The sequence below is a fragment of the Nonomuraea sp. NPDC048901 genome (assembly GCF_040649695.1).
GTDB lineage: Bacteria > Actinomycetota > Actinomycetes > Streptosporangiales > Streptosporangiaceae > Nonomuraea.
The window spans coordinates 46,786-65,774 of the sequence record NZ_JBEZFW010000009.1; the positions used below are offsets into that span (position 1 = coordinate 46,786).

The window sequence follows — 18,989 nt, forward strand, 5'->3', positions numbered from 1 at the left end:
CTCACTCCTGGCGGTTCAATGCCTCGGCCAGCCATCGCGCGGCGTCACGCGCCCCCTTGCGCAGGGCGGCGTTGTCGCCGATCTTGTTGACGTTGACGTAGCCGATCTGGACGTTCACGTTGCTGAGCCGGAAGACCACGGTGATGTTCTCGGCGTTGCCCTTCGGGCTGACGAACTCGTAGCCGTACGCCTCATCGCCGATGCCGTCGATGTCCTCGACGTGGCGGCGCTGCTGTTTGATCCCCTTGGTGAGGCCGACCTCCGGCCATGTCCAGGTGAACTCCGAGCCCTCGCTTGCGCCGTTGCGCCGGCCGATGTACTCCTCCTCCGCGTCTTCCGGGACCGCGCTCCATTTGTCGGGCCCGCCGATGTTGGTCAGTACCTCGGCGGACAGCCCCTTGCCGCGGGTGGTCCACTCGCACCTGTCGCCGTCGCGCTTGCCCTTGCCCGCGCCGGGCACGAGCTTGGCGACCTGCGCGGGGGTGAGCAGCGTGCACAGGTTCACGGCGGCGGTGAACTTGGGGGTCTTCGCCGGCTCGGGTTCCTTGCTGGGGGTGGGAGTGGGGGACGTGGTGTGCGGCTGCTGCTTCACGGTCTCCGCCACGGGTGTCGCGGGGGTGTCCGCGGGCCGCAGGGCCACGAACGCCACCGTACCCGCCAGCACCGCCGCCGCGACCACCGCGCCGCCGACGACGATCGGCAGCCGGTTCGCGCGCCCGGCCATCGGCTGCGTGACCGCCATTGCCGGGCCGCCCTCCGCGACCCGCCGCAGCAGCTGCTCGGCCGCCTGCGGGGCGGGTCTCTGGTACGGGTCGCGGGCCAGCATCATCATCAGCACCGGCCCCAGATTCCCGGCGCGCTGGGGCGGCCGGGGCGGCAGGGTCAGGGCGTCACGCAGCACCGACATGGGGGAGGTGCCGACGTACGGAGCCTGGCCCTCCACGGCCGCGTACAGCGTGGCGGCCAGCGACCACAGGTCCGACTCGGGCCCGCCGCGCTCGCCGCGCAGCCGCTCGGGGGCGATGAACCCGGGCGACCCGATCAGCAGCCCGGACTCGGTGATCGTCGCCTGGTCCTCCAGCCTGGCGATGCCGAAGTCGGTCAGCACCACCCGGCCGTCGTCGGTCAGGAACACGTTGGCGGGCTTGACGTCGCGATGTTGGATGCCGTGCGCGTGAGCGACGGACAGCGCCTCCAGCACCCGTAACCCGATCGCCGCCGTGCGCTCCGGCGACCACGGGCCCTCGGCGGCCACCGCGTCCTTGAGGTCACGGCCGCGGAGCAGTTCCATGACGATCCACGGCCGCCCGTCCTCGGACAGTACGTCGTGAATGGTGATGATGCCCGGATGCCGCAGCTGGGCGGCCGCCATCGCCTCGCGCATGGCCCGCTGAAGCGCCTCCGCCCGCTCGGCCGGGGCGAGGGACTGCGGGAGCAGTACTTCCTTGATGGCGACCTGGCGGTCGAGCAGCTCGTCGTGAGCCAGCCAGATGGTGCCCATGCCACCCTGACCGAGCGCCCGTAGCACCCGATAGCGGCCTGCGATTTTGGAATCCCCCAGACCAGGCACGTTGGAGACCATAGTGTGCAAGACTTTCGGTTCGCTATATTTCCATCCCGGACGCGTCAACAGCATCCCATTCGTAATGATCCGCCGCGATGAGGGGTGGCCATGATCCAGGGCCCACAGGCACCGCAGGCGCCGCCCGTTCCGCCGGCCTCGTACTGGCCGGACGGCGGCGGCGAGCGGCCCGTCTCGCCGAAGGCGCCCGGCTGGGCCAAGGGCGTGCTGGCGGGGGCCGCGGCGGTGGCGGTGCTGGGCGGGGCGCTCATCGCGGTACGCAACGTCGGCCAGGAGGCGCCTCCGGTCGCGCTGCCGTCGCCCTCGTTCGACCTGCCGTCCACACTGCCGTCCACACTGCCGTCCTCCCTTCCCTCGTCGTCCGGGCTGCCGTCGGAGGCGGCTTCGTCGGATCCGGCCGAGACGCCCGCGGCCACCTCCACCTTCCCGCCGCTGAAGGCGGTGCCGGAGGTGTGCGACCTGCTGCCCGCGAGCCTGACCAGGCGGCTCGCGCCCAAATCGCAGTCCGCGCCCGGCGTCCAGAAGGACGGGTACGGAGCGCTGCGCAAGGGCTGCGAATGGACCCAGACGGCCAAGAACATCAAGAACGGCACCCTGGAATCGCGGACCATCCACCTGGCCGTCAACGTCTGGCCCAGTGTCGCGGCCGCGAGGGACGACGCCGAGTTCAACTTCGGCTCGATGAAGGACATGGCGGGCACCAAGGAGGACAACCCCGGCCTGCGGTTCCTGAGCACGTACGGTGAGATGAAGGACTTCGACGGCGTCGGCGACGAGACCCACGCCATGTACACCCAGAACCTCAAAGGCACCACGAACGTCTGGGCCTACATCGTGATGGGCAACACGACGATCAACGTCCGCTACTTCGGCACCGACAACAAGAACGGTGACATCCTCGCCCAAGGCAAGGACACCGAGCCGGTCGCCGAGGACGTGCTCATGAAGGGCGCCCAGGAGGTCGCCGAACAGGCCGTCAAGGCGCTGACGAGCTGACCTGACCGCGCCGGCCCGCTGTCCTGAGCGGGCTGACGAGCCGACATGACCGGGCTGACGGGCTGACCTGAGTGGACGGCGGCCACGCCACGACTTAAGGTCGTACGACATGACGTCAGACGATCTCCACATCAGGAGAGCGGAGAAGGCCGACGCGGACGAGCTGTTCGCCTTGGCGATGGAGTTCGGGCTGACCTTCAGGCCCGAACGGGAGGCCTTCGACGCGGCGCTGCCGCAACTGCTGCGCGATGACGACGTCATGCTGATCGCGGCCGTGGTGGGCGGCCGGGTGCACGGTTATCTGCTGGGGTTCGTCCACCTGACGCTCTTCGCCAACGGGCCTGTCGCCTGGGTCGAGGAGGCGATGGTGCAGAGCGGGTCGCGCCGGCAGGGCATCGGGCGGGCGCTGCTGGTGGAATTCGAGGCGTGGGCCCGTTCGCGGCAGGCCGGTTACGTGGCCATGGCCACGCGGCGAGCGCCCGAGTTCTACCACGCGCTGGGCTACGAGGCGTCGGCGACGATGTTCAGGAAGATCCTCCGCTAGCGCCGGCGGCGTCGCACCGTCCCCGGCGCCTTGGCATGTGAATGGGTAACGTTACCCACATTTGCGATGAGCTATTGGCCTGCTCTCCTGCTTCGTTGTGCCTTGACCAGTGACGACATCGACGTCTATGGTCGGGAAAATGTGAAAAACGTTACTCATTCGGGCTAGTCCTGCATGCGCGTGCGCTCTCCAAGAGAGGAGCCTGATGGTGGGGTCGGGAATGAGCCGCAGGGCGATGATCGGCACGTCGTTATCCGTGGTCGCCGCCGTGACGGGTGAGGGCTCCCCGGCACTCGCGCAGGGAACTGGGCGAACGGACGAGGCGGCAACCCGTTACGGCAGGGTGCGCGGCAGACGCGAGGACGGCATCGTCAAGTTTCTCGGCGTGCCCTATGCCACGCCGCCGCTCGGCAAGCTCCGGTTCAAGGCCCCGAAGCCGCCCACGCGCTGGACCGGCGTGCGCGACGCGGTGGACTTTCCCAACCCGGCATTCCAGGCAGCGGGCAACGAGATGGGCCCCAACGGCAATGGCCGGATGCCGGCACCCTCTGAAGACTGCCTCTACCTCAATATCTGGACCCCGGCCGCCGACTGCGAACGGCGGCCGGTGATGTTCTACAACCACGGCGGCGGCTACATGATCGGCTCCGGTTCGGCCACGGGGCAGGACGGCACCCATCTGGCGCGGCTCTATGACGTGGTGGTGGTCGAGTCCAACCACCGGCTGGGCCTGCTGGGCTATCTGTTCCTGGGCGATCTCGCCGGCGGCGACTACGCCGCCGACCAGGGGATGCTGGACATTCTCGCGGCGCTGCGCTGGACCAGGGAGAACATCGAGAATTTCGGCGGCGACCCCGACAACATCATGGTCTGGGGCGAGAGCGGCGGCGGCGCCAAGACCGCGGCCGTCTACACCATGCCGGATGCCGCGTCGCTGTTCCACAAGGCCTCGATCGAAAGCGCCGCACCGCTGCGCTTCCCCACCCGCGAAGGCGCCACCGCGCGGGCCGAGCGCACGCTGGAGCTCTTGGGACTGACCACGTCGGACATTCCCCAGCTGCATGAGATTCCGGCCGGAAGGCTGCTCGAGATCCAGCAGTCCGAAGCCGCGAACGGCGTCGCACCCTGGGGCGACCCCGGCTCGCTCCCCGGCTTCGGCGCCTTCGTCGATGGCACCGTCATCCCGCGGCACCCCTTCGCCGACGGAGTCGCGTCCTTCTCGGCCGGCAAGCCGCTGATGTGCGGCACATGCCGCGATGAAACGGTGTTCTTCAGTCTCTTCGGGCCGCCCGACATCTTCCGCATCGACGAGGCCGGCCTGCGCAGGGAGCTGAGTCGCACGTACCAGGGTGCCGAGCTCGACCAGATCATCAGGACCTTCCACGCGTCGCGGCCCGACGCGACGCCCGCGCAGCTCTACTTCGCGATCACGACCTCGCCCATCTGGCGCGACGCGATCAAGATCGCAGAGGCCAAGGTGACGCAGCGCGCCGCGCCCGTGTTCATGTACCAGCTCGCCTACAAGAACCCGACCGTGGTGCCAGGCACCGATTTCCCCATCGGCTCGCCGCACGCATCAGACATCAACCTCAAATTCGCCAACACCGACAAGAACCTCGACTTCTTCCTCTACGCCGATCAATCGCCGGGGCGGCTGGCGACCGCGCGGCATATGAGCGGACTGTGGGCGGGCTTCGCCCGCACGGGCCGTCCCACCGCCGTGGACGTGCCGAGATGGCCCGCCTACACGCTGAAAGACCGTGCCACGATGTGGCTCGACGCCGAGTGCGAGATCGTCACCGATCCGGACAAGGACGAGAGGTTGTTCTGGGAGAACCGCGCCTGAGGCGCGTCACCTGTACTGGTGATCAGGCCCGGGGCCGTTTCTGTCGCCGCCTGATGGCATTCTTGGGGCGTGAGCATCCACGCGGTGAGCCCGCGCTTCGTCGGCCGCGGCGGCGAGCTGAGCGCGCTCGAGCGCGCGCTGGCCGGCGTCCGGACCGGCGCGGCGTCCACCGTGCTGGTCGGCGGCGAGGCGGGCGTCGGCAAGACGCGCCTGGTCAGGGAGTTCGCCGACCGGGCGGGCGAGGCGATGGTGCTCGTCGGCGGCTGCATGGAGCTCGGCACCGAGGGCCTGCCGTTCGCCCCCTTCACCGCGGTGCTGCGCGGGCTGGTGCGCGAGCTCGGCCGCGACGGCGTCGCGGCGCTCGTGCCCGGCGGCACCACGCGCGGGCTGGCCCGGCTGCTGCCCGAGTTCGGCGAGCCCGACGGTGACGGCTCCGAGGCCCGCGCCCGGCTCTTCGAGCAGCTGCTCGGCCTGCTGGAGCGGCTGGCGGAGGACCGGCCGGTCGTCCTGGTCGTCGAGGACGCCCACTGGGCCGACCGATCCACCCGCGACCTGCTCTCGTTCCTGGTCCGCTACCAGCGCTCCGGCGTACGGCTGCTGATCGTCGTCACCTACCGTGCCGACGAGCTGCACCGCACCCACCCGCTGCGCCCGCTGCTGGCCGAGCTGGGCCGCGTCGACTGGGTGGCCAGGCTGGAGCTGCGCAGGCTCACCCGCAGGGAGGTCGTCGAGCAGGCGGCGAGCATCCTGGAGCGCGAGCCGTCCGGCCCTGACATGGACCTGATCTACGCGCGCAGCGAGGGCAACCCGCTGTTCGTCGAGGCGCTGCTCAGCGAGTCCGGTGTCGGTGAGTCGCTGCCCGAGTCGCTGCGCGACCTGCTGCTCGCCGGCGTCGAACGGCTGCCCGACGACACCCAGGAGTTGCTCCGCGTGGCCAGCGCGGGCGGCCAGCGCATCGAGCACGACCTGCTGTCCGCCGTCGCCGGGCGGGACGACGTGGCGCTGTCCAACGCGTTGCGCCCCGCCGTGGCCGGCAACGTGCTGGTCGTCGACGGTGAGGGCTACTCCTTCAGGCACGCGCTGATCCGCGAGGCGCTCCACGACGACCTGCTGCCGGGCGAGCACACCCGCCTGCACACGCGCTTCGCCGAGGCGCTGGAGCGCGACCTGTCGATCCTGCCCGTCCCGCGCGGCGCGATCGAGCTGGCCCACCACTGGCACGCCGCCCACGACACCACGTGGGCGTTGATCAGCGCCTGGCACGCCGCGGCCGCCGCCCGCCGCTCCGCCGCCTACGACGAGCAGCTCAGGATGCTGTCCCGGGTGCTGGAGCTGTGGGATCAGGTGCCCGACGCCGCGGAGCGCATCGGCGCCGACCACGTCGAGGTGCTCAGGCAGACGGCCACGGTCGCCCACCTGGCGGGCGAGTACGAACGTTCGATCGCCCTGGCCACCGCCGGGCTCGCCGAGATCGACGAGCCGGCCGAGCCGGCCAGGGCCGCCAGGCTGCTGCGCCAGCGCGGTCTCACCGGCTACGACCTCAGCCGCCCCGGCCATGTCGACGACCTGCGCCGGGCGGCGTCGCTGGTGCCCGCCGACAAGCCCAGCAAGCTGCGGGCCCAGGTGCTGGAGAGCCTGGCGCGCATGCTCTACGACGACTGGCAGGAGAAGATCTCGACGGCCCGGCTGGCCATGGAGCTCGGCCACGAGGTGGGCGACGCCAACACCGAGGCGCACGCGCTGATCAGCCTGACCTGGGCGCGCTGCCAGTTCTCCGACATCGACGCCTACCTGGACGGGTTCGCCGAAGCGCGCCGCATCGCGGCCACGGCCGACGCCCACAACGCGATGCTGCGCGGCGCCATCTCCGAATCCGACGTGCTGGAGGGCGCCGGCCGGCACGAACGCGCCGCGCAGGTCGCCCGCGACGGGATCGCCGAGGCCGAACGCTACGGCGTGGCGCGCACGTCGGGCACGTTCCTGTCGATCAACCTGGCGGAGCCGCTGTGGTCGCTCGGGCGCTGGGACGAGGCGCTGAAGGTGATCGAGCACGCCCTGGAGCTCATGCCGCCGCCGCCCTACCGGGCCAGCCTGCAGGGGTTGGCCTCCGACATCGCGCTCGCGCGCGGGCGGGTCGATCGGGCCGAGGAGCTGTTCGCGGCCTCACGCAGCGTGCTGGCGCGCGGGCGCTTCCGCGACCAGAGCGTGCTGCCGCACGCCTGCAGGGAGGTCGAGCTTCTGGTGGCGCGGGGACGCCTCGACGAGGCGCGGGAGGCGGCTGCCCGGACACTGCGTGAGCAGGATCTGGTGGCCAGCCCGCGTTACGCCTGGCCGCTGCTGGTGGTGATCGCGCAGCTGGGCGGGGATCTTGTGGGGGAGCTGCGGTCGGTCGCGGGGCGGCTCGAGGCTGAGGGCGACAGCCAGGAGGCGCACCGGCTCACGTTCATGGCCTTGACGGGGCTGTCCGAGTCCGAGCTGGGTTTAAGGTCTGGTCCTGAGTCGGGTGCCGGATCGGAGCGGGGCTCCGGGTCTGGTGTTGGCTCGGGTGTCGGATCCGAGTCTGATTCCGTGGTCGGTCTCGATGACGCGGCCTGGCGGCTAAAGATGTGGGACGCGGCGGTGGCGGCTTGGGCGGGGCTGCGGGAGCCCTACTCCGAAGCTTGCACCCTGGAAGGTGCCGCCCGTGCGGCGCTGGAGGCCGGTGATCGGCAGGGGGCGGGGGTCAGACTGGCGAGAGCCCGTGAGCTGGCCGAGCGCCTCGGTGCGGCGCCGTTGGTCGAGCGGCTGGACGCGCTCGCGCGGCGGGGCCGTGTCGCCGTGGCCGACGAGCCGGCGCCCGACGGGTTGCCGTTGGGGCTGACGGCGCGCGAGATGGAGGTGCTGCGGCACGTGGCCGAGGGGCACAGCAATCGGGAGATCGCGGGGGAGCTGTTCATCTCGGTCAAGACCGTGAGCGTGCACGTCTCCAACATCCTGGCCAAACTGGGCGTCGCCTCCCGCGGCGAGGCATCCGCGGTGGCCCATCGGATCCGCCTCTTCGCCGACGACTGACCGGCCTCGTCCGCCGCTTGACCACGGCACAAGGGTGCGGCCGCTGCTGGCCTTCGACGCCAAGACGCCGGTTGCTGCTTGGCCTCTGGTGCCAAGCGGTGTCCCGGGCGGCTGTGGTCAGCCGGTGAGCTGGGCTTCCAGGCGGTAGCCGTCGACCGTGACGTACACCTGATCGCCGGGGCGGGCGTTGAGGCGCATGAGGACCGGCTGGAGCGAGTCGAAGACCGGCTGGTGGCCCTGCCAGACCAGGACGATCGCGTTGTCGCCCGGGCCGGTCACCGACAGGAGGGTGCCGGGGCGCATGCCGAGCTGCGTGGCGTACCCCTCGGGCACCGGGACCGGGCCGCCCCGGAGGTGTTCGTTGGTGACCTCGATGCGCTGCCAGCGGCGCGGGTCCGAGGAAGGGCTCGGCAGCGGCGGCGGTGGGGTGGCCGGAGTGCCCGCGAGCGTGGGGGGCAGCATGCCGGACCGGCCGCCCGACAAGGCGGAGAGCGTGGCGAGGGCCGCCGAAGGGTCGATGGCGTTGCTCTCGGCCGAGGGGATGGGCTGGCCGCCCCTGTGGTGGTGGCCGTTGGCTCCGGGGGTACGGCGGGGGAGCGGCTGGGCCGGGGAGGGGGCGGAGGCCACAGGGTCCGACGTGTCCGGCAGCGCGTCAAGCCACGCCTTGGCCGAGTGCGCGCGGATGCCCAGCTCGCTGAGCAGCTCCACCACGTCGGCGTCGGCGGGCTGACCGGCCAGCAACTGCCTGGTACGGGCCTGCAGGCCGTGGAGGTCGCCCACCACCAGCCAGCCGTCCTGGAGACGGCGGTCGGGCATGAGCGTCACGAGTACCCGCCAGAGCGGAGTGCGCAACGACGGCACCATCACCGGGTGCGCCGGGTCGGCGCCGATGAGCTGGTCCTGCGTGGCGGCCGCGCCGAGCCACTCCGTCAGCCGGAACATGTGCCCGGTGACCGGCGCCGACTCCGACGAACGCAGCCAGTGCAGCACGCGCTCCTCGGCCGTCCGCTGCGCCTGGGAGAGCGCGTCACGGTCGACGAGCATCTTGTGGGCGAGCGTACGCAGGCTGACGGGGTCTTCGGCGAACAGGCGGTGTACGGCCACCGCGAGCGCCAGCTTGTCCAGGCTGCGGAACAGGCTGTCGACGACCCGGACCATGGCGTGATCGGTCTCGGAGGGCGCGGGCGTCGCCGCCGGTGCTGGTGTGTCGTACGCGCCGCCGAGGCCCGGAACGCTTGTCGGCGGGAGAGAGACGTCGCCGGTGTGGGTGGAGGGGTCCGCGTTCGGGGTGCGGGGCGTGGTGCCCAGGTCGCCTGGGAAGGCGCCTCCGGGGCGCGATCCCGTGCCGGCACCGGCGGATGATCCGTTGCCTGCGGGTGTTCCGGTGCCGGCGAGTGGCCCGACAGCGGGGAACGAGCCGGTGCCTGTGACGGACCCGACGGCCGGGAACGAGCCGGTGCCGCCGACGGACCCGACCGCGGGGAAGGAGCCGGTGCCGCTGACGGACCCGTTGCCCGCGGGCGTTCCGTTGCCCGCGAGCGGTCCGGTGGCGGGGCGTGGTCCGGTGTGGGGTGTTCCGCCGGGGAGGCGGTCGGCGCCCGGGAGGGCACTCGGCTGGGCGCCCGGTTGGGCTGTCCCGCCAGGACGGTCGGTGCCGGACCGGGGGTCGGTGTGCGGGCCACTGGGCGGCAGCTGGCCGCCGGCGGGCGACGTACCGGCCTGAGGGCCGCTGGTGGGGTGCGGACCGGTGTTCGGGCCGACGGTCGAGTGCGGACCCGTGTGCGGACCGGTGGCAGTGGGGTGCGGGCCCGTGTGCGGATTGGCGGTGGGATGGGGACCGGTGTGCGGGCCAGTGCGCTCGGGGTCCGCGTTGCCGGGGACGTTGGCACCCGGAAGCCCGGTGCCCGAGACGGACCCGACCGCTGGGAAGGAGCCGGTGCCTGGACCGTTGGCGGCGGGGAGGCCGGTGTTCGGGAACCCGCCGCTCTGCTGGCCAGTGCCCGGGGCGTTGGTGCCGGGGAAGAGGCCGCCCTGCTGGGCGGTGCCGGGGGGATTGGCGCCGGGGGAGTTCGTGTCCTGGCGGGCGGCCTGGGGGCTGGACTGAGGTTGCGGGGCGGACAAGGGCTGCCGACCGGCCGTGGGCGACGGGGCGCCTTCGTTCTGCGCCGGGAACGAGCCGGTCTGGCGGGCGGCCCCGCCCAGAGCGGCGAAGGAGCCGGTCTGCGGCCCACCTTGGTCAGGGAAGGAACCCGACCGCGGGGCCCCCTGGACAGGAAAGGAGCCGGTCTGGCGGGGAGAGCCGCCGTTGTCCTGGGCCACGGCGGGCTGCGGACCGGTGTGCGCCGGGCTCTGGCCCGGACCCCCGTCACGCTGGCCGGGGCCTCCGTCGCGTTGGCCGGGGACCGTGCCGCGCTGAAGCGGGCGGGTCACCTCTGGGTGGCCCTGTCCCGGATGGGCGGCGGGCTGGCCCGGCCGGGTCTGTGCCGGGTGGCCCTGCTGTGCGGGCTGGGCGGCGGGCTGGCCGGGTTCGCGTTGAACCGGGATGCGGCTGAGCACCTCGCGGAACACCGAGCCGATCACCACTTCAGGCGTGGCCGACGGCGTGCTCAGGTCGCCGGGCGACAGGCGGCGCAACCGCTGCCAGCCCCCCAGGCCGGTGATCGCCGTCCTGGTGGCCTCCGGCCAGCCGGGCAGCGCCGGGTCGATGGGGTGCACGGTCAGCGCGGGCAGCACGTCCGAGAGGGCGAGGTGGTCCCAGCGGGCCGAGGCCAGCAGGGCGAGCCGGTCGCAGATCCAGTCGAGTCCGGTCGTGCCGAGCGCCCTCGACAGGGCGACGGACGACCACCACCCGGCGGGCAGGCGCGGATCGCCCAGCGCCTCCGCGACTTGCTGGGGACGGCTCCAGCGCAAGGCAGGGACCAGGTCGCTCAGGCAGATCGATGACTCGACTTCCATCGGCGGACCTTATCCTCCCCAGTGAGCCGCGTGATGCCACTCAATACGCATGTGGTTCTTGGTGCAGCCTACGCGGCAAGCTATCAATCGGTGTGAATAGGGTAAAGAAGGTTCAGCTCCAAACCGTACCGTGGCCGACCGCCCACCAGGGCCACGCACTCCGCTCCGGCCCGGCATCCGGCGTCCAAAGACTGCCCTTCACCGGCGCCGTTCAACCTCGCTGTGAGATATCCCGCAGCGAACGCATCGCCCGCTCCCGTCGAGTCGACGACCTCGGCTGGAACCCCCGCTGCCGCCTCCGTCACAGTGCCCTCCGTGGCCGCCAGAGCTCCCTGGGGTCCCAGCTTGACGATCGCGGTGCCGTACCTCTCGCTGAGGAGTTCGGCGGCCCGCTCGGGCGTCTGCGCGCCGGCGAGCAGGAGGGCCTCGTCCCGGTTGGGGATGATGAGGTGGGCGGGGGCGGATTCGCGCAGGAACCGGGCGACGCCGAACTCGCGCAGGAAGCCGGTCGAGGCGGGATCCATGCTGACGGTCACCCCGGCGGCGCGGGCCTCGGCCATGGCGAGCCTGGCCAGCGCCAGCCCCGCCTCCGCGAAGAGCGTGTAGCCGGACAGGTGCAGGCGGCCCACGCCGTCGAGCAGCGAGCCGTCCCAGTCCTCGGCGGAGATCCGGCCGCCCGCGCCCCGGTTGGTGAGGAACGAGCGTTCGCCGGTCCGGTCCACCATGGCGATCACGATCGCCGTCGGATGGTGGGGATCGACGCGTACGTGCGGACGTACCCCGGTCTTGCGCAGTTCGGCGGTGTGCCACTCGCTGCTGTCGTAGCCGAGCCGGGCCAGCAGCCGTACGTCGGCGCCCAGGTGGGCGGCCCAGGAGGCGGTGTTCGCGCCCGAGCCGCCGGGGCGGAGCGCGATGTCGGCGGCCGTGTCGGTACCCGACATGACCGGAGTGTCGTGCAGGGCCACCACATCGGTGACGACGTCGCCGATGACGAGGAGGCCGCCTGCGCTCACGCTCGGGACCAGGCGAGCGCGATCTGCGCCGCGAGGGCGACGTTGCCGCGGACCGCGGCCAGGTTCGCCTCCAGGGAGGCGCCGCCGGTGCCGCGTACCAGGTAGTCGAGGAGGAACGGGGTGATCTTCTGCCCGGTCACGCCCTCGCGGTCGGCGGCGGCCAGAGCCTCGCCCAGCACGCGGTCGTGCAGCGCCGGATCGAGCTGCCGGTCCACCGGGATGGGGTTGGCGACGATCAGCGCGGTCTCCTGGCCGCCGAACCCGTCCTGTCCGCGCATGATGGCCGCGGCCTCGTCGGCCGACTCGATCCGCCAGTCGATCGGCTCGCCGGAGGAGTGCAGGTAGAAGCCCGGGAAGGTGTCCGTACGGTATCCCGCCACGGTCACGCCGCGGGTCTCCAGGCGCTGGAGGGTCGCGGGCACGTCCAGGATCGACTTGACCCCGGCGCACACGACGGTGATGCGGGTACGCGCCAGCGTGTCGAGGTCGGCCGACTCGTCCTGCGCCTGGGTCCAGCCCCGGTGCACGCCGCCGAGCCCGCCCGTGGCGAAGATCCGGATGCCCGCGCGGGCGGCCAGGAACGACGTGGCCGACACGGTCGTCGCGCCGCTCGCCTTCAGCGCCGCCGCCACCGGCAGGTCACGCTGGCCCAGCTTGCGCAGGCCCGACTCGGTCGCGACGCGTTCGAGTTCCACCTCGTCCAGGCCGACGCGGGCGACGCCGTCGAGCACCGCGATCGTGGCCGGTACGGCACCCGCCGCCCTGACGATGTCCTCCAGCTCCCGGGCGACCGCCAGATTGCGCGGCTGCGGCAGGCCGTGCGAGATGATCGTGGACTCCAGGGCCACGACCGGAGCGCCGGTGGCAAGGGCTTCGGCGACCTCGTCGGACGGCCGGAGGATGGGGTCGGCGGCGCTGCGCATGTGGGTTTCGTGCTCCTTCGTAGGACGGCTTGGTGGAACGGTCTATTTTACGAAGTTTGTTCCGGACAAGCACGTTACGGAGGAGGACGTCCGCCGGTGATCACACGAGAAGCATGACACCCGCGAGCGAGATGGTCCCGATCAAGCCGGTGGCCACGGCGCCGAGCAGCAGTGTGCGCCCGTCCTTGATCAGCGCGCGGGCGTCGATCCCCGTACCGAGGCCGAACAGGGCGGCGGCCATGAGAACGTTCGTGACCTGGGGGATCACGGTGGTCACGGCGGCGGGGACCAGGCCGCTGCTGCGGAGCGCGACCATGGCCAGGAATCCGGCCACAAAGAGCGGGATGACCGGCGGGCGCTTGAGCCGGCCGGGGGAGTCAACGCGGTGACGGTATGAGGTCAGGGCGACGATCGGGGCGAGCAGGATGACGCGGCCCAGCTTGACCGTGACGGCGGTGGCCAGCACGCCCGAGGCGGCCCCGATCGCGGCCACCTGGGCCACCTCGTGCACCGCCGCCCCGGCCCACACTCCCAGCTGCGTCGCCGACAGACCGAGCCAGGACGCCGCCAGCGGCACCACGGCGATGGCGGCGGTGCCGTACAGGACCACCACGCTGAGCGCGCCGGCCGCGTCCTCGTCGGAGGAGCCGTCGGTACTTTCGCGCATGGCCGCGATCGCGGCGGCGCCGCAGATCGAGACGCCGGTGGCGACCAGCAGTGACGCGCCCGGTGTGAGGCCCAGGCGGCGGCCGATCAGCGGAGTGAGCGTGAACGTGACGCCGGTCGCCACCACCACGACGGCCACCGTCCGCCACCCCAGCGCCAGCACCTGCGGCACCGCGATCTGCAGGCCGAGCAGCACGATCGCGATACGCAGCACCCGCTTGGCGACGAACCGCAGACCGGGCTTGAGCCGCTCGCCGACGCCCACCAGGTTCGCCAGCGCCGCGCCCGACACCACGGCTATGGCCGCGGGACTGAGCACCGGCACGAACCGGTTCACCACCAGCGCGAACACCACCGCCAGCGCCGCCGCGCCGACACCAGGCAGGCGATCGTCGCGCAGACGATCACCAGGCGGACGATCGTGCGGCACACGCGCGGTGGAGTACATGATCCCAGTGTTCTGAGCGCCTGGAGGGCTCGGTAGCCACGCGTTGCCTGGGAGGTCATAGCCTTGGGCTATGAGTACGCTGCCGGATCTCGACTCGCTCAAACTCCTGGTCGACGTGGGCGAGCTGGGCAGCCTCGGGCAGGCGGCCAAGGTCGCGGGCATCGCCCAGCCGTCGGCCAGCAAGCGGATCGCCCACCTGGAGCGCCGCCTGGGCCTGCCGCTGCTGGAGCGTACGCCGCGCGGGTCCACGCTGACCGCCGAGGGCAAGATGGTGGCGGGCTGGGCCGCGCAGGTGCTGGCCGCCGCCCAGGAGCTGATGCGCGCCGCCCAGGCGGTACGGCGCAGCGAGGCGGCTCATCTGCGGGTGGCGTCGAGCATGACGGTGGCCGAGTACCTGGTGCCGCGCTGGCTGGGCGAGCTGCAGAACCGCGAGCCTGACGTGCAGGTCGGCCTCGACGTGGTGAACTCCGCCGACGTCGCCGCCCGGGTCCTGGCCGAGGAGGTGGAGCTGGGCTTCGTCGAGGGGCCGAGCGTGCCCGAGGGGCTGGCCAGCCGGGTGGTGGGCACCGACCGGCTGGTGGTCGTGGTGGCGCCGGGGCACGCCTGGGCGCGGCGCCGTACCGCGCTGATGGGGGCGGAGCTGGCCGCCACGCCGCTCGTCGTCCGCGAACCCGGCTCGGGCACCCGCGAGACGCTGGACGTGGCGTTCAAGAGCCTGCACCGGGCCAGCCCGCGACTGGAGCTGGGCTCGAACTCGGCCGTCAAGGGCGCCGCCCAGGCCGGGGCGGCGCCCGCGGTGCTCAGCGGGTACGCCGTGGAGGCGGAGGTGGCCACAGGCCGGCTGGTGGAGGTGCCGCTGGCCGGGATCAACCTGGTCAGGAGCCTGCGCGCGGTGTGGCGCCGCGGCCGCTCACTCGCCGCTCCCGCCGCCACCCTCCTGGCGATCGCCAGCCGACCCTGACCGATGGTTTTGCCGCTTCGGCAAAGCAGCTTGCGATTCCATCCAGCGCAGGCTGATCCTTTCCGCCATGCATGTCTTCGTCACCGGCGCGAGCGGCTACATCGGCGGCTCCGTCGCCGCCCGCCTCATTCAGGCAGGCCATACCGTCACCGGCCTGATCCGCGACCAGGCCAAAGCCGAGGACCTCGCCCGGCTCGGCTGCCGGCCGGTGGTGGGCACCCTTGACGACGCGGCGCTGCTCACCGAGCAGGCCCACCGCGCCGACGGTGTCGTCAACGCCGCCAGCAGCGACCATCGCGGGGCCGTCGAAGCTCTCGTCGCCGCGCTGGCCGGGTCCGGCAAGCCGCTGATCCACACCAGTGGCTCCAGCATCGTGGGCGTCGGCACCGAAGGCGAGGCATCCGGGAAGATCTTCGGCGAGGACATCCTCGACGCCGACTCCGCATGGGAGCCCGACCATCCCATCCGCAAAGCACGCCTCGCCATCGACCGCTTGGTCCTGAGCGCCGCGGAGAAGGGCGTGCGCTCCGCGGTCCTGTGCAACAGCCTGATCTACGGACCTGGACGGGGTCTGGGCCGCGACAGCGTCCTGATCGCGGCGCTGGTCCACCAGGCGCGCTCCGGCGGCGTGGTCCGCCATGTCGGGAGCGGCGGCAACATCTGGTCCAACGTCCACATCGACGACATGGCCGACCTCTATCTCCTCGCCCTGGAGAAGACGCCCCCTGGCACGTTCTATTTCGTGGAGAACGGCGAGGAGTCCTTCGCCGCGATGACCGGCGCCATCGCCCGCTCCCTCGGTCTGCCCGGCCCGCGGCCCTGGGACCCTGGCTCGCCGGACAACGTCTGGGATCCCCAGTTCGCCCGCCACGCGCTGGGCTCCAACAGCCGCGTGCGCGGCACCCGTACCCGTGATCTCCTCGGTTGGCGCCCGCTGCACCGGTCGATCACCGACTGGCTCACCGATCTTTGACACCATAGAGAGCCCTCGACAGGAAAGGGCATCCATGATCAGCCAAGCGAGGATCGCCGTGACCGGCGCCACCGGCCGCCTCGGCGGGCGCGTTGTCCGGCGGCTCGCCGCCGCCGGTATCCCGCAGACCATGGTGGTACGCGACCTGGACCGCGCCCCTCAGCTGACCGGCGCCACCGCGGTCCGCGGCGGTTTCGGTGACCGTGACGCCGTCCTGCGGGCCCTGGACGGCGTCGATCGGGTCCTGATGGTGTCGGCCTCGGAAACCCCCGACCGCCTCCAGCAGCACCGCACCTTCGTCGACGCCGCCGCCGAGGCCGGAGTCGACCACCTGGTGTACATCTCCTTCTACGGCGCCGCCCCCGACGCCACGTTCACGCTGGCCCGCGACCACTGGGCCACCGAACAGCACATCCGCGCCAGCGGCCTGGCCTTCACCTTCCTGCGCGACAACCTCTACGCCGACTTCACGCCGGCCCTGGTCGGCGACGACGGCGTCATCCGCGGTCCCGGCGGGCAGGGGCGAGCCGCGGTCGTCGCGCAGGACGACATCGCCGACGCCGCCACCGGCGTACTGCTCCACGCTCCCGAGCACGCCGGAGCCACCTACGACCTGACCGGACCAGAATCGCTCACGCTCGCCGAAGTCGCCGCGATCCTGTCGCGGACCACGGGGCGCGCCATCACCTACCACCCTGAGGGCGTGGAAGAGGCCTACCGGTCCCGCGCCTCCTACGGAGCCCCGGACTGGCAACTCGACGCCTGGGTCTCCACCTACACCGCCATCGCCAACGGCGAGATGGACGGTGTCAGCGACGCCATCGCTCGCCTGACCGGCCACCCCGCCACCCCGCTGGCCGACGTCGTCCGTCCCCTCCGCTGAAGCGGGCCGGGTGCTCGCTCGTCATGCCCCGGACTCTACGAGAGCGATCACTAGGTATGGTGCCGGTATGGGGTCCTATGACGTCGTTGTCGCGGGTGGCGGGCACAACGGACTGGTGGCGGCCGCCTACCTGGCGCGGGCGGGGCGGCGGGTGCTGGTGCTGGAGCGGCTCGGGTACGTGGGCGGCCTGGCGATCTCCGCGCGGCCCTTCCCTGGCGTGGACGTACGGCTGTCGCGCTACTCCTACCTGGTCAGCCTCCTCCCCACGGAGATCGTCCGCGACCTGGGGCTCCGTCTAGACCTGCGCCGGCGCCGCTACTCCTCCTACACGCCCCACGGCGCCACCGGCCTGCTCGTGGACGACGGCGACGAAGGCGCGACCGCCGCCTCGTTCAGGGCCGTCACCGGAGGCGACGCCGACCACCGGGCGTGGCGGGAGTTCTACGGGCTGACCGCCGAGGTGGCCCGGGCCCTGGCGCCCACGTTGCTCGAACCCCTGCGTACCCCCGCCGAGATCGAGCGCTTGGTGGGCGCCGAGGCGTGGCGGGAGCTGTTCCAGCGGCCGATCGGGCAGACGGTGGACGAGCGGTTCGGTGACGACACCGTACGCGGCGTGGTGCTGACCGACGCGCTGATCGGGACGTTCGCCGACCCCGCCGCGGACCTGCTGGCCAACCGGTGCTTCCTCTATCACGTGATCGGCGACGGGACGGGCGACTGGAACGTGCCTGTCGGCGGGATGGGCGCGGTGTCAGGAGCGCTCGAAGCGGCCGCCAGGCAGGCGGGCGCCGAGATCAGGACCGGTGCGGAGATCATCGGGATCTCCCCATCGGGTGAGGTGGCGTTCCGCGCGGACGACGGTGAGCACACGGTCACCGGACGGCACGTGCTGGCCAACCTGCCGCCGGCCGTGCTCGACCGGCTGCTCGGCGCGACACCGGAGGTGCCCGAGGGCGCCCAGCTGAAGGTCAACATGGTGCTGAGCAGGCTGCCGCGGCTCAAGGACGACTCGGTGGACCCGCGCGCGGCCTTCAGCGGTACGTTCCACATCAACGAGAGCCGCGACCAGCTGGCCCGGGCCCACGCGCAGGCGGTGTCGGGCCGGATCCCGGACCTGCCGCCCGCCGAGGTCTACTGCCACTCGCTGACCGACCCGTCGATCCTCGGCCCCGAGCTGCGCGGCCGGGCGGAGACGCTGACGCTGTTCGGGCTGCACATGCCCGCCCGGCTGTTCCGCGAGAATCCGGACAAGGCGCGGGACGAGGCGCTCAAGGCCACCCTGGCCTCCATCGACAGCGTGCTGGCCGAGCCCATCGAGAGCTGCCTCCTGCGGGCCCCTGACGGCACGCCCTGCGTCGAGGCCAAGTCACCGGTGGACCTGGAGAACGAGGCGGGCCTGCCCGGCGGGCACATCTTCCACCGGGACCTGAGCTGGCCGTACGCGGAGGAAGGCGGCTGGGGAGTGGAGACGGGGCACGAGCGGATTCTGCTGTGCGGCGCGGGCGCCCGGCGGGGCGGCGGCGTCAGCGGCATCGGCGGCCACAACGCGGCGATGGCCCTACTGACCTGAGGACTCGTGGTCTGAGACCAGCCGGACCGCCACGGTCATGGCGGCGGCGGCCAGCTCGGACGGCGGCAGGTCCATGCCGAACAGCTCCGGCACCCCGCCCAGGATCAGCGCGAACACCGCCAGCCGCGCCTCGAACTGCGTGATCGCGTCGGCCCCGGGCCTGCTCAGCACCGACACCAGCGTGACGATGCGCTCCTGCATCCGGTCGCCCACCGACGACTGGGCGAACGCCCCCTGGTTCATTTGCGCGAAGCGCATCAGTGGCCGCCACTTGTCCTCCAGCAGTTCGGAGATGCGCCGCAGGATCTCCTGCCGGGCCTCGAACGTGTCCGGCTGCTGCGTACGGGCCCACTCCGCGAGCTCGTCGAGCGAGGCGATGAACCCGTCGGCGATGCTGGCGAGAATCTCCTCTTTCGTCCGGAAGTGGTAGTACAACGCCGGCCGGGTGATCTCCAGCCGCTCCGCGACCTCCTGCAACGTGGTCTTGTCGTAGCCCCGCTCGGCGAACAGCTCCATCGCGACCCGCTGGATCCGCTCACGTGTATCGGTCCGCCGCCCTGCCATTCCACTCCGTTCGC

At 72.0% G+C, this 18,989-nt stretch carries 14 protein-coding genes; 8 read left to right on the plus strand and 6 right to left on the minus strand.

Features of this window, described 5'->3' with window-relative positions:
* Position 1: 1 nt before the first annotated feature.
* Positions 2-1,636 (minus strand): serine/threonine-protein kinase, encoded by a 1,635-nt coding sequence (locus AB0C30_RS30070; RefSeq protein WP_357950903.1) that lies wholly within the window; start codon positions 1,634-1,636, stop codon positions 2-4.
* A 36-nt stretch (positions 1,637-1,672) separates the two neighbouring features.
* Here AB0C30_RS30070 and AB0C30_RS30075 point away from each other — a divergent pair, with 36 nt between their 5' ends.
* From AB0C30_RS30075 to AB0C30_RS30090, 4 genes are all read left to right on the plus strand, one after another.
* Positions 1,673-2,578: a hypothetical protein gene (locus AB0C30_RS30075; RefSeq protein ID WP_357950906.1), complete on the plus strand. Its 906-nt coding sequence runs from the start codon at positions 1,673-1,675 to the stop codon at positions 2,576-2,578.
* Positions 2,579-2,687: 109 nt separating this feature from the next.
* A complete protein-coding gene (locus AB0C30_RS30080; protein ID WP_225289643.1) occupies positions 2,688-3,122 on the plus strand; it encodes a GNAT family N-acetyltransferase in 435 nt (144 codons plus the stop codon).
* Positions 3,123-3,357: 235 nt separating this feature from the next.
* Complete coding sequence (locus tag AB0C30_RS30085; protein WP_357950909.1) at positions 3,358-4,968, plus strand: carboxylesterase family protein; 1,611 nt, start codon at positions 3,358-3,360, stop codon at positions 4,966-4,968.
* A 69-nt stretch (positions 4,969-5,037) separates the two neighbouring features.
* Positions 5,038-8,019 carry an AAA family ATPase gene (locus AB0C30_RS30090; protein ID WP_357950913.1) on the plus strand — a complete coding sequence of 994 codons (2,982 nt, stop codon included), beginning with the start codon at positions 5,038-5,040 and terminating at the stop codon, positions 8,017-8,019.
* 117 nt (positions 8,020-8,136) lie between these two features.
* Here the strand turns inward: AB0C30_RS30090 and AB0C30_RS30095 are convergent, their stop codons facing one another.
* The 4 genes from AB0C30_RS30095 to AB0C30_RS30110 all read right to left on the minus strand — a co-directional run bounded on the left by AB0C30_RS30095 (position 8,137) and on the right by AB0C30_RS30110 (position 14,024).
* Positions 8,137-10,974, minus strand: coding sequence for a hypothetical protein (locus AB0C30_RS30095; protein ID WP_357950916.1), 2,838 nt, complete (start codon positions 10,972-10,974; stop codon positions 8,137-8,139).
* A gap of 83 nt (positions 10,975-11,057) precedes the next feature.
* A complete protein-coding gene (locus AB0C30_RS30100) occupies positions 11,058-11,987 on the minus strand; it encodes a sugar kinase (RefSeq protein WP_357950918.1) in 930 nt (309 codons plus the stop codon).
* Positions 11,984-12,910: a pseudouridine-5'-phosphate glycosidase gene (locus AB0C30_RS30105; protein ID WP_357950921.1), complete on the minus strand. Its 927-nt coding sequence runs from the start codon at positions 12,908-12,910 to the stop codon at positions 11,984-11,986. Before AB0C30_RS30105 ends, AB0C30_RS30100 begins: the two co-directional genes overlap by 4 nt.
* 100 nt (positions 12,911-13,010) lie before the next feature.
* Positions 13,011-14,024, minus strand: a complete 1,014-nt coding sequence (locus tag AB0C30_RS30110) for a putative sulfate exporter family transporter (protein ID WP_357950924.1) — start codon at positions 14,022-14,024, stop codon at positions 13,011-13,013.
* 70 nt (positions 14,025-14,094) lie between these two features.
* Between AB0C30_RS30110 and AB0C30_RS30115 the strand changes: the two genes are divergently transcribed.
* The 4 genes from AB0C30_RS30115 to AB0C30_RS30130 all read left to right on the plus strand — a co-directional run bounded on the left by AB0C30_RS30115 (position 14,095) and on the right by AB0C30_RS30130 (position 18,411).
* Complete coding sequence (locus AB0C30_RS30115) at positions 14,095-14,985, plus strand: LysR substrate-binding domain-containing protein (RefSeq protein ID WP_357950927.1); 891 nt, start codon at positions 14,095-14,097, stop codon at positions 14,983-14,985.
* Between the two features lie 67 nt (positions 14,986-15,052).
* Positions 15,053-15,958 carry an NAD-dependent epimerase/dehydratase family protein gene (locus AB0C30_RS30120; protein WP_357950930.1) on the plus strand — a complete coding sequence of 302 codons (906 nt, stop codon included), beginning with the start codon at positions 15,053-15,055 and terminating at the stop codon, positions 15,956-15,958.
* Between the two features lie 34 nt (positions 15,959-15,992).
* Positions 15,993-16,841 carry an SDR family oxidoreductase gene (locus AB0C30_RS30125; RefSeq protein WP_357950933.1) on the plus strand — a complete coding sequence of 283 codons (849 nt, stop codon included), beginning with the start codon at positions 15,993-15,995 and terminating at the stop codon, positions 16,839-16,841.
* A gap of 67 nt (positions 16,842-16,908) precedes the next feature.
* On the plus strand, positions 16,909-18,411 hold the full coding sequence (locus AB0C30_RS30130; RefSeq protein WP_357950936.1) for an NAD(P)/FAD-dependent oxidoreductase: 1,503 nt from the start codon (positions 16,909-16,911) through the stop codon (positions 18,409-18,411).
* Here the strand turns inward: AB0C30_RS30130 and AB0C30_RS30135 are convergent.
* The gene (locus AB0C30_RS30135; protein ID WP_357950939.1) at positions 18,400-18,975 is read right to left on the minus strand and encodes a helix-turn-helix domain-containing protein; all 576 of its coding nucleotides are present in this window, start codon (positions 18,973-18,975) and stop codon (positions 18,400-18,402) included. The two genes, AB0C30_RS30130 and AB0C30_RS30135, sit on opposite strands and share 12 nt — an antisense overlap.
* Positions 18,976-18,989 lie beyond the last annotated feature (14 nt).

What these genes read in the sequence shown, in the direction of transcription:
- AB0C30_RS30070 (WP_357950903.1), bottom strand. Translation starts at nt 1,636, where the DNA reads ATGCTGTTGACGCGTCCGGGATGGAAATATAGCGAACCGAAAGTCTTG.
- AB0C30_RS30075 (WP_357950906.1), top strand. Translation starts at nt 1,673, where the DNA reads ATGATCCAGGGCCCACAGGCACCGCAGGCGCCGCCCGTTCCGCCGGCC.
- AB0C30_RS30080 (WP_225289643.1), top strand. Translation starts at nt 2,688, where the DNA reads ATGACGTCAGACGATCTCCACATCAGGAGAGCGGAGAAGGCCGACGCG.
- AB0C30_RS30085 (WP_357950909.1), top strand. Translation starts at nt 3,358, where the DNA reads ATGATCGGCACGTCGTTATCCGTGGTCGCCGCCGTGACGGGTGAGGGC.
- AB0C30_RS30095 (WP_357950916.1), bottom strand. Translation starts at nt 10,974, where the DNA reads ATGGAAGTCGAGTCATCGATCTGCCTGAGCGACCTGGTCCCTGCCTTG.
- AB0C30_RS30105 (WP_357950921.1), bottom strand. Translation starts at nt 12,910, where the DNA reads ATGCGCAGCGCCGCCGACCCCATCCTCCGGCCGTCCGACGAGGTCGCC.
- AB0C30_RS30110 (WP_357950924.1), bottom strand. Translation starts at nt 14,024, where the DNA reads ATGTACTCCACCGCGCGTGTGCCGCACGATCGTCCGCCTGGTGATCGT.
- AB0C30_RS30115 (WP_357950927.1), top strand. Translation starts at nt 14,095, where the DNA reads ATGAGTACGCTGCCGGATCTCGACTCGCTCAAACTCCTGGTCGACGTG.
- AB0C30_RS30120 (WP_357950930.1), top strand. Translation starts at nt 15,053, where the DNA reads ATGCATGTCTTCGTCACCGGCGCGAGCGGCTACATCGGCGGCTCCGTC.
- AB0C30_RS30125 (WP_357950933.1), top strand. Translation starts at nt 15,993, where the DNA reads ATGATCAGCCAAGCGAGGATCGCCGTGACCGGCGCCACCGGCCGCCTC.
- AB0C30_RS30130 (WP_357950936.1), top strand. Translation starts at nt 16,909, where the DNA reads ATGGGGTCCTATGACGTCGTTGTCGCGGGTGGCGGGCACAACGGACTG.
- AB0C30_RS30135 (WP_357950939.1), bottom strand. Translation starts at nt 18,975, where the DNA reads ATGGCAGGGCGGCGGACCGATACACGTGAGCGGATCCAGCGGGTCGCG.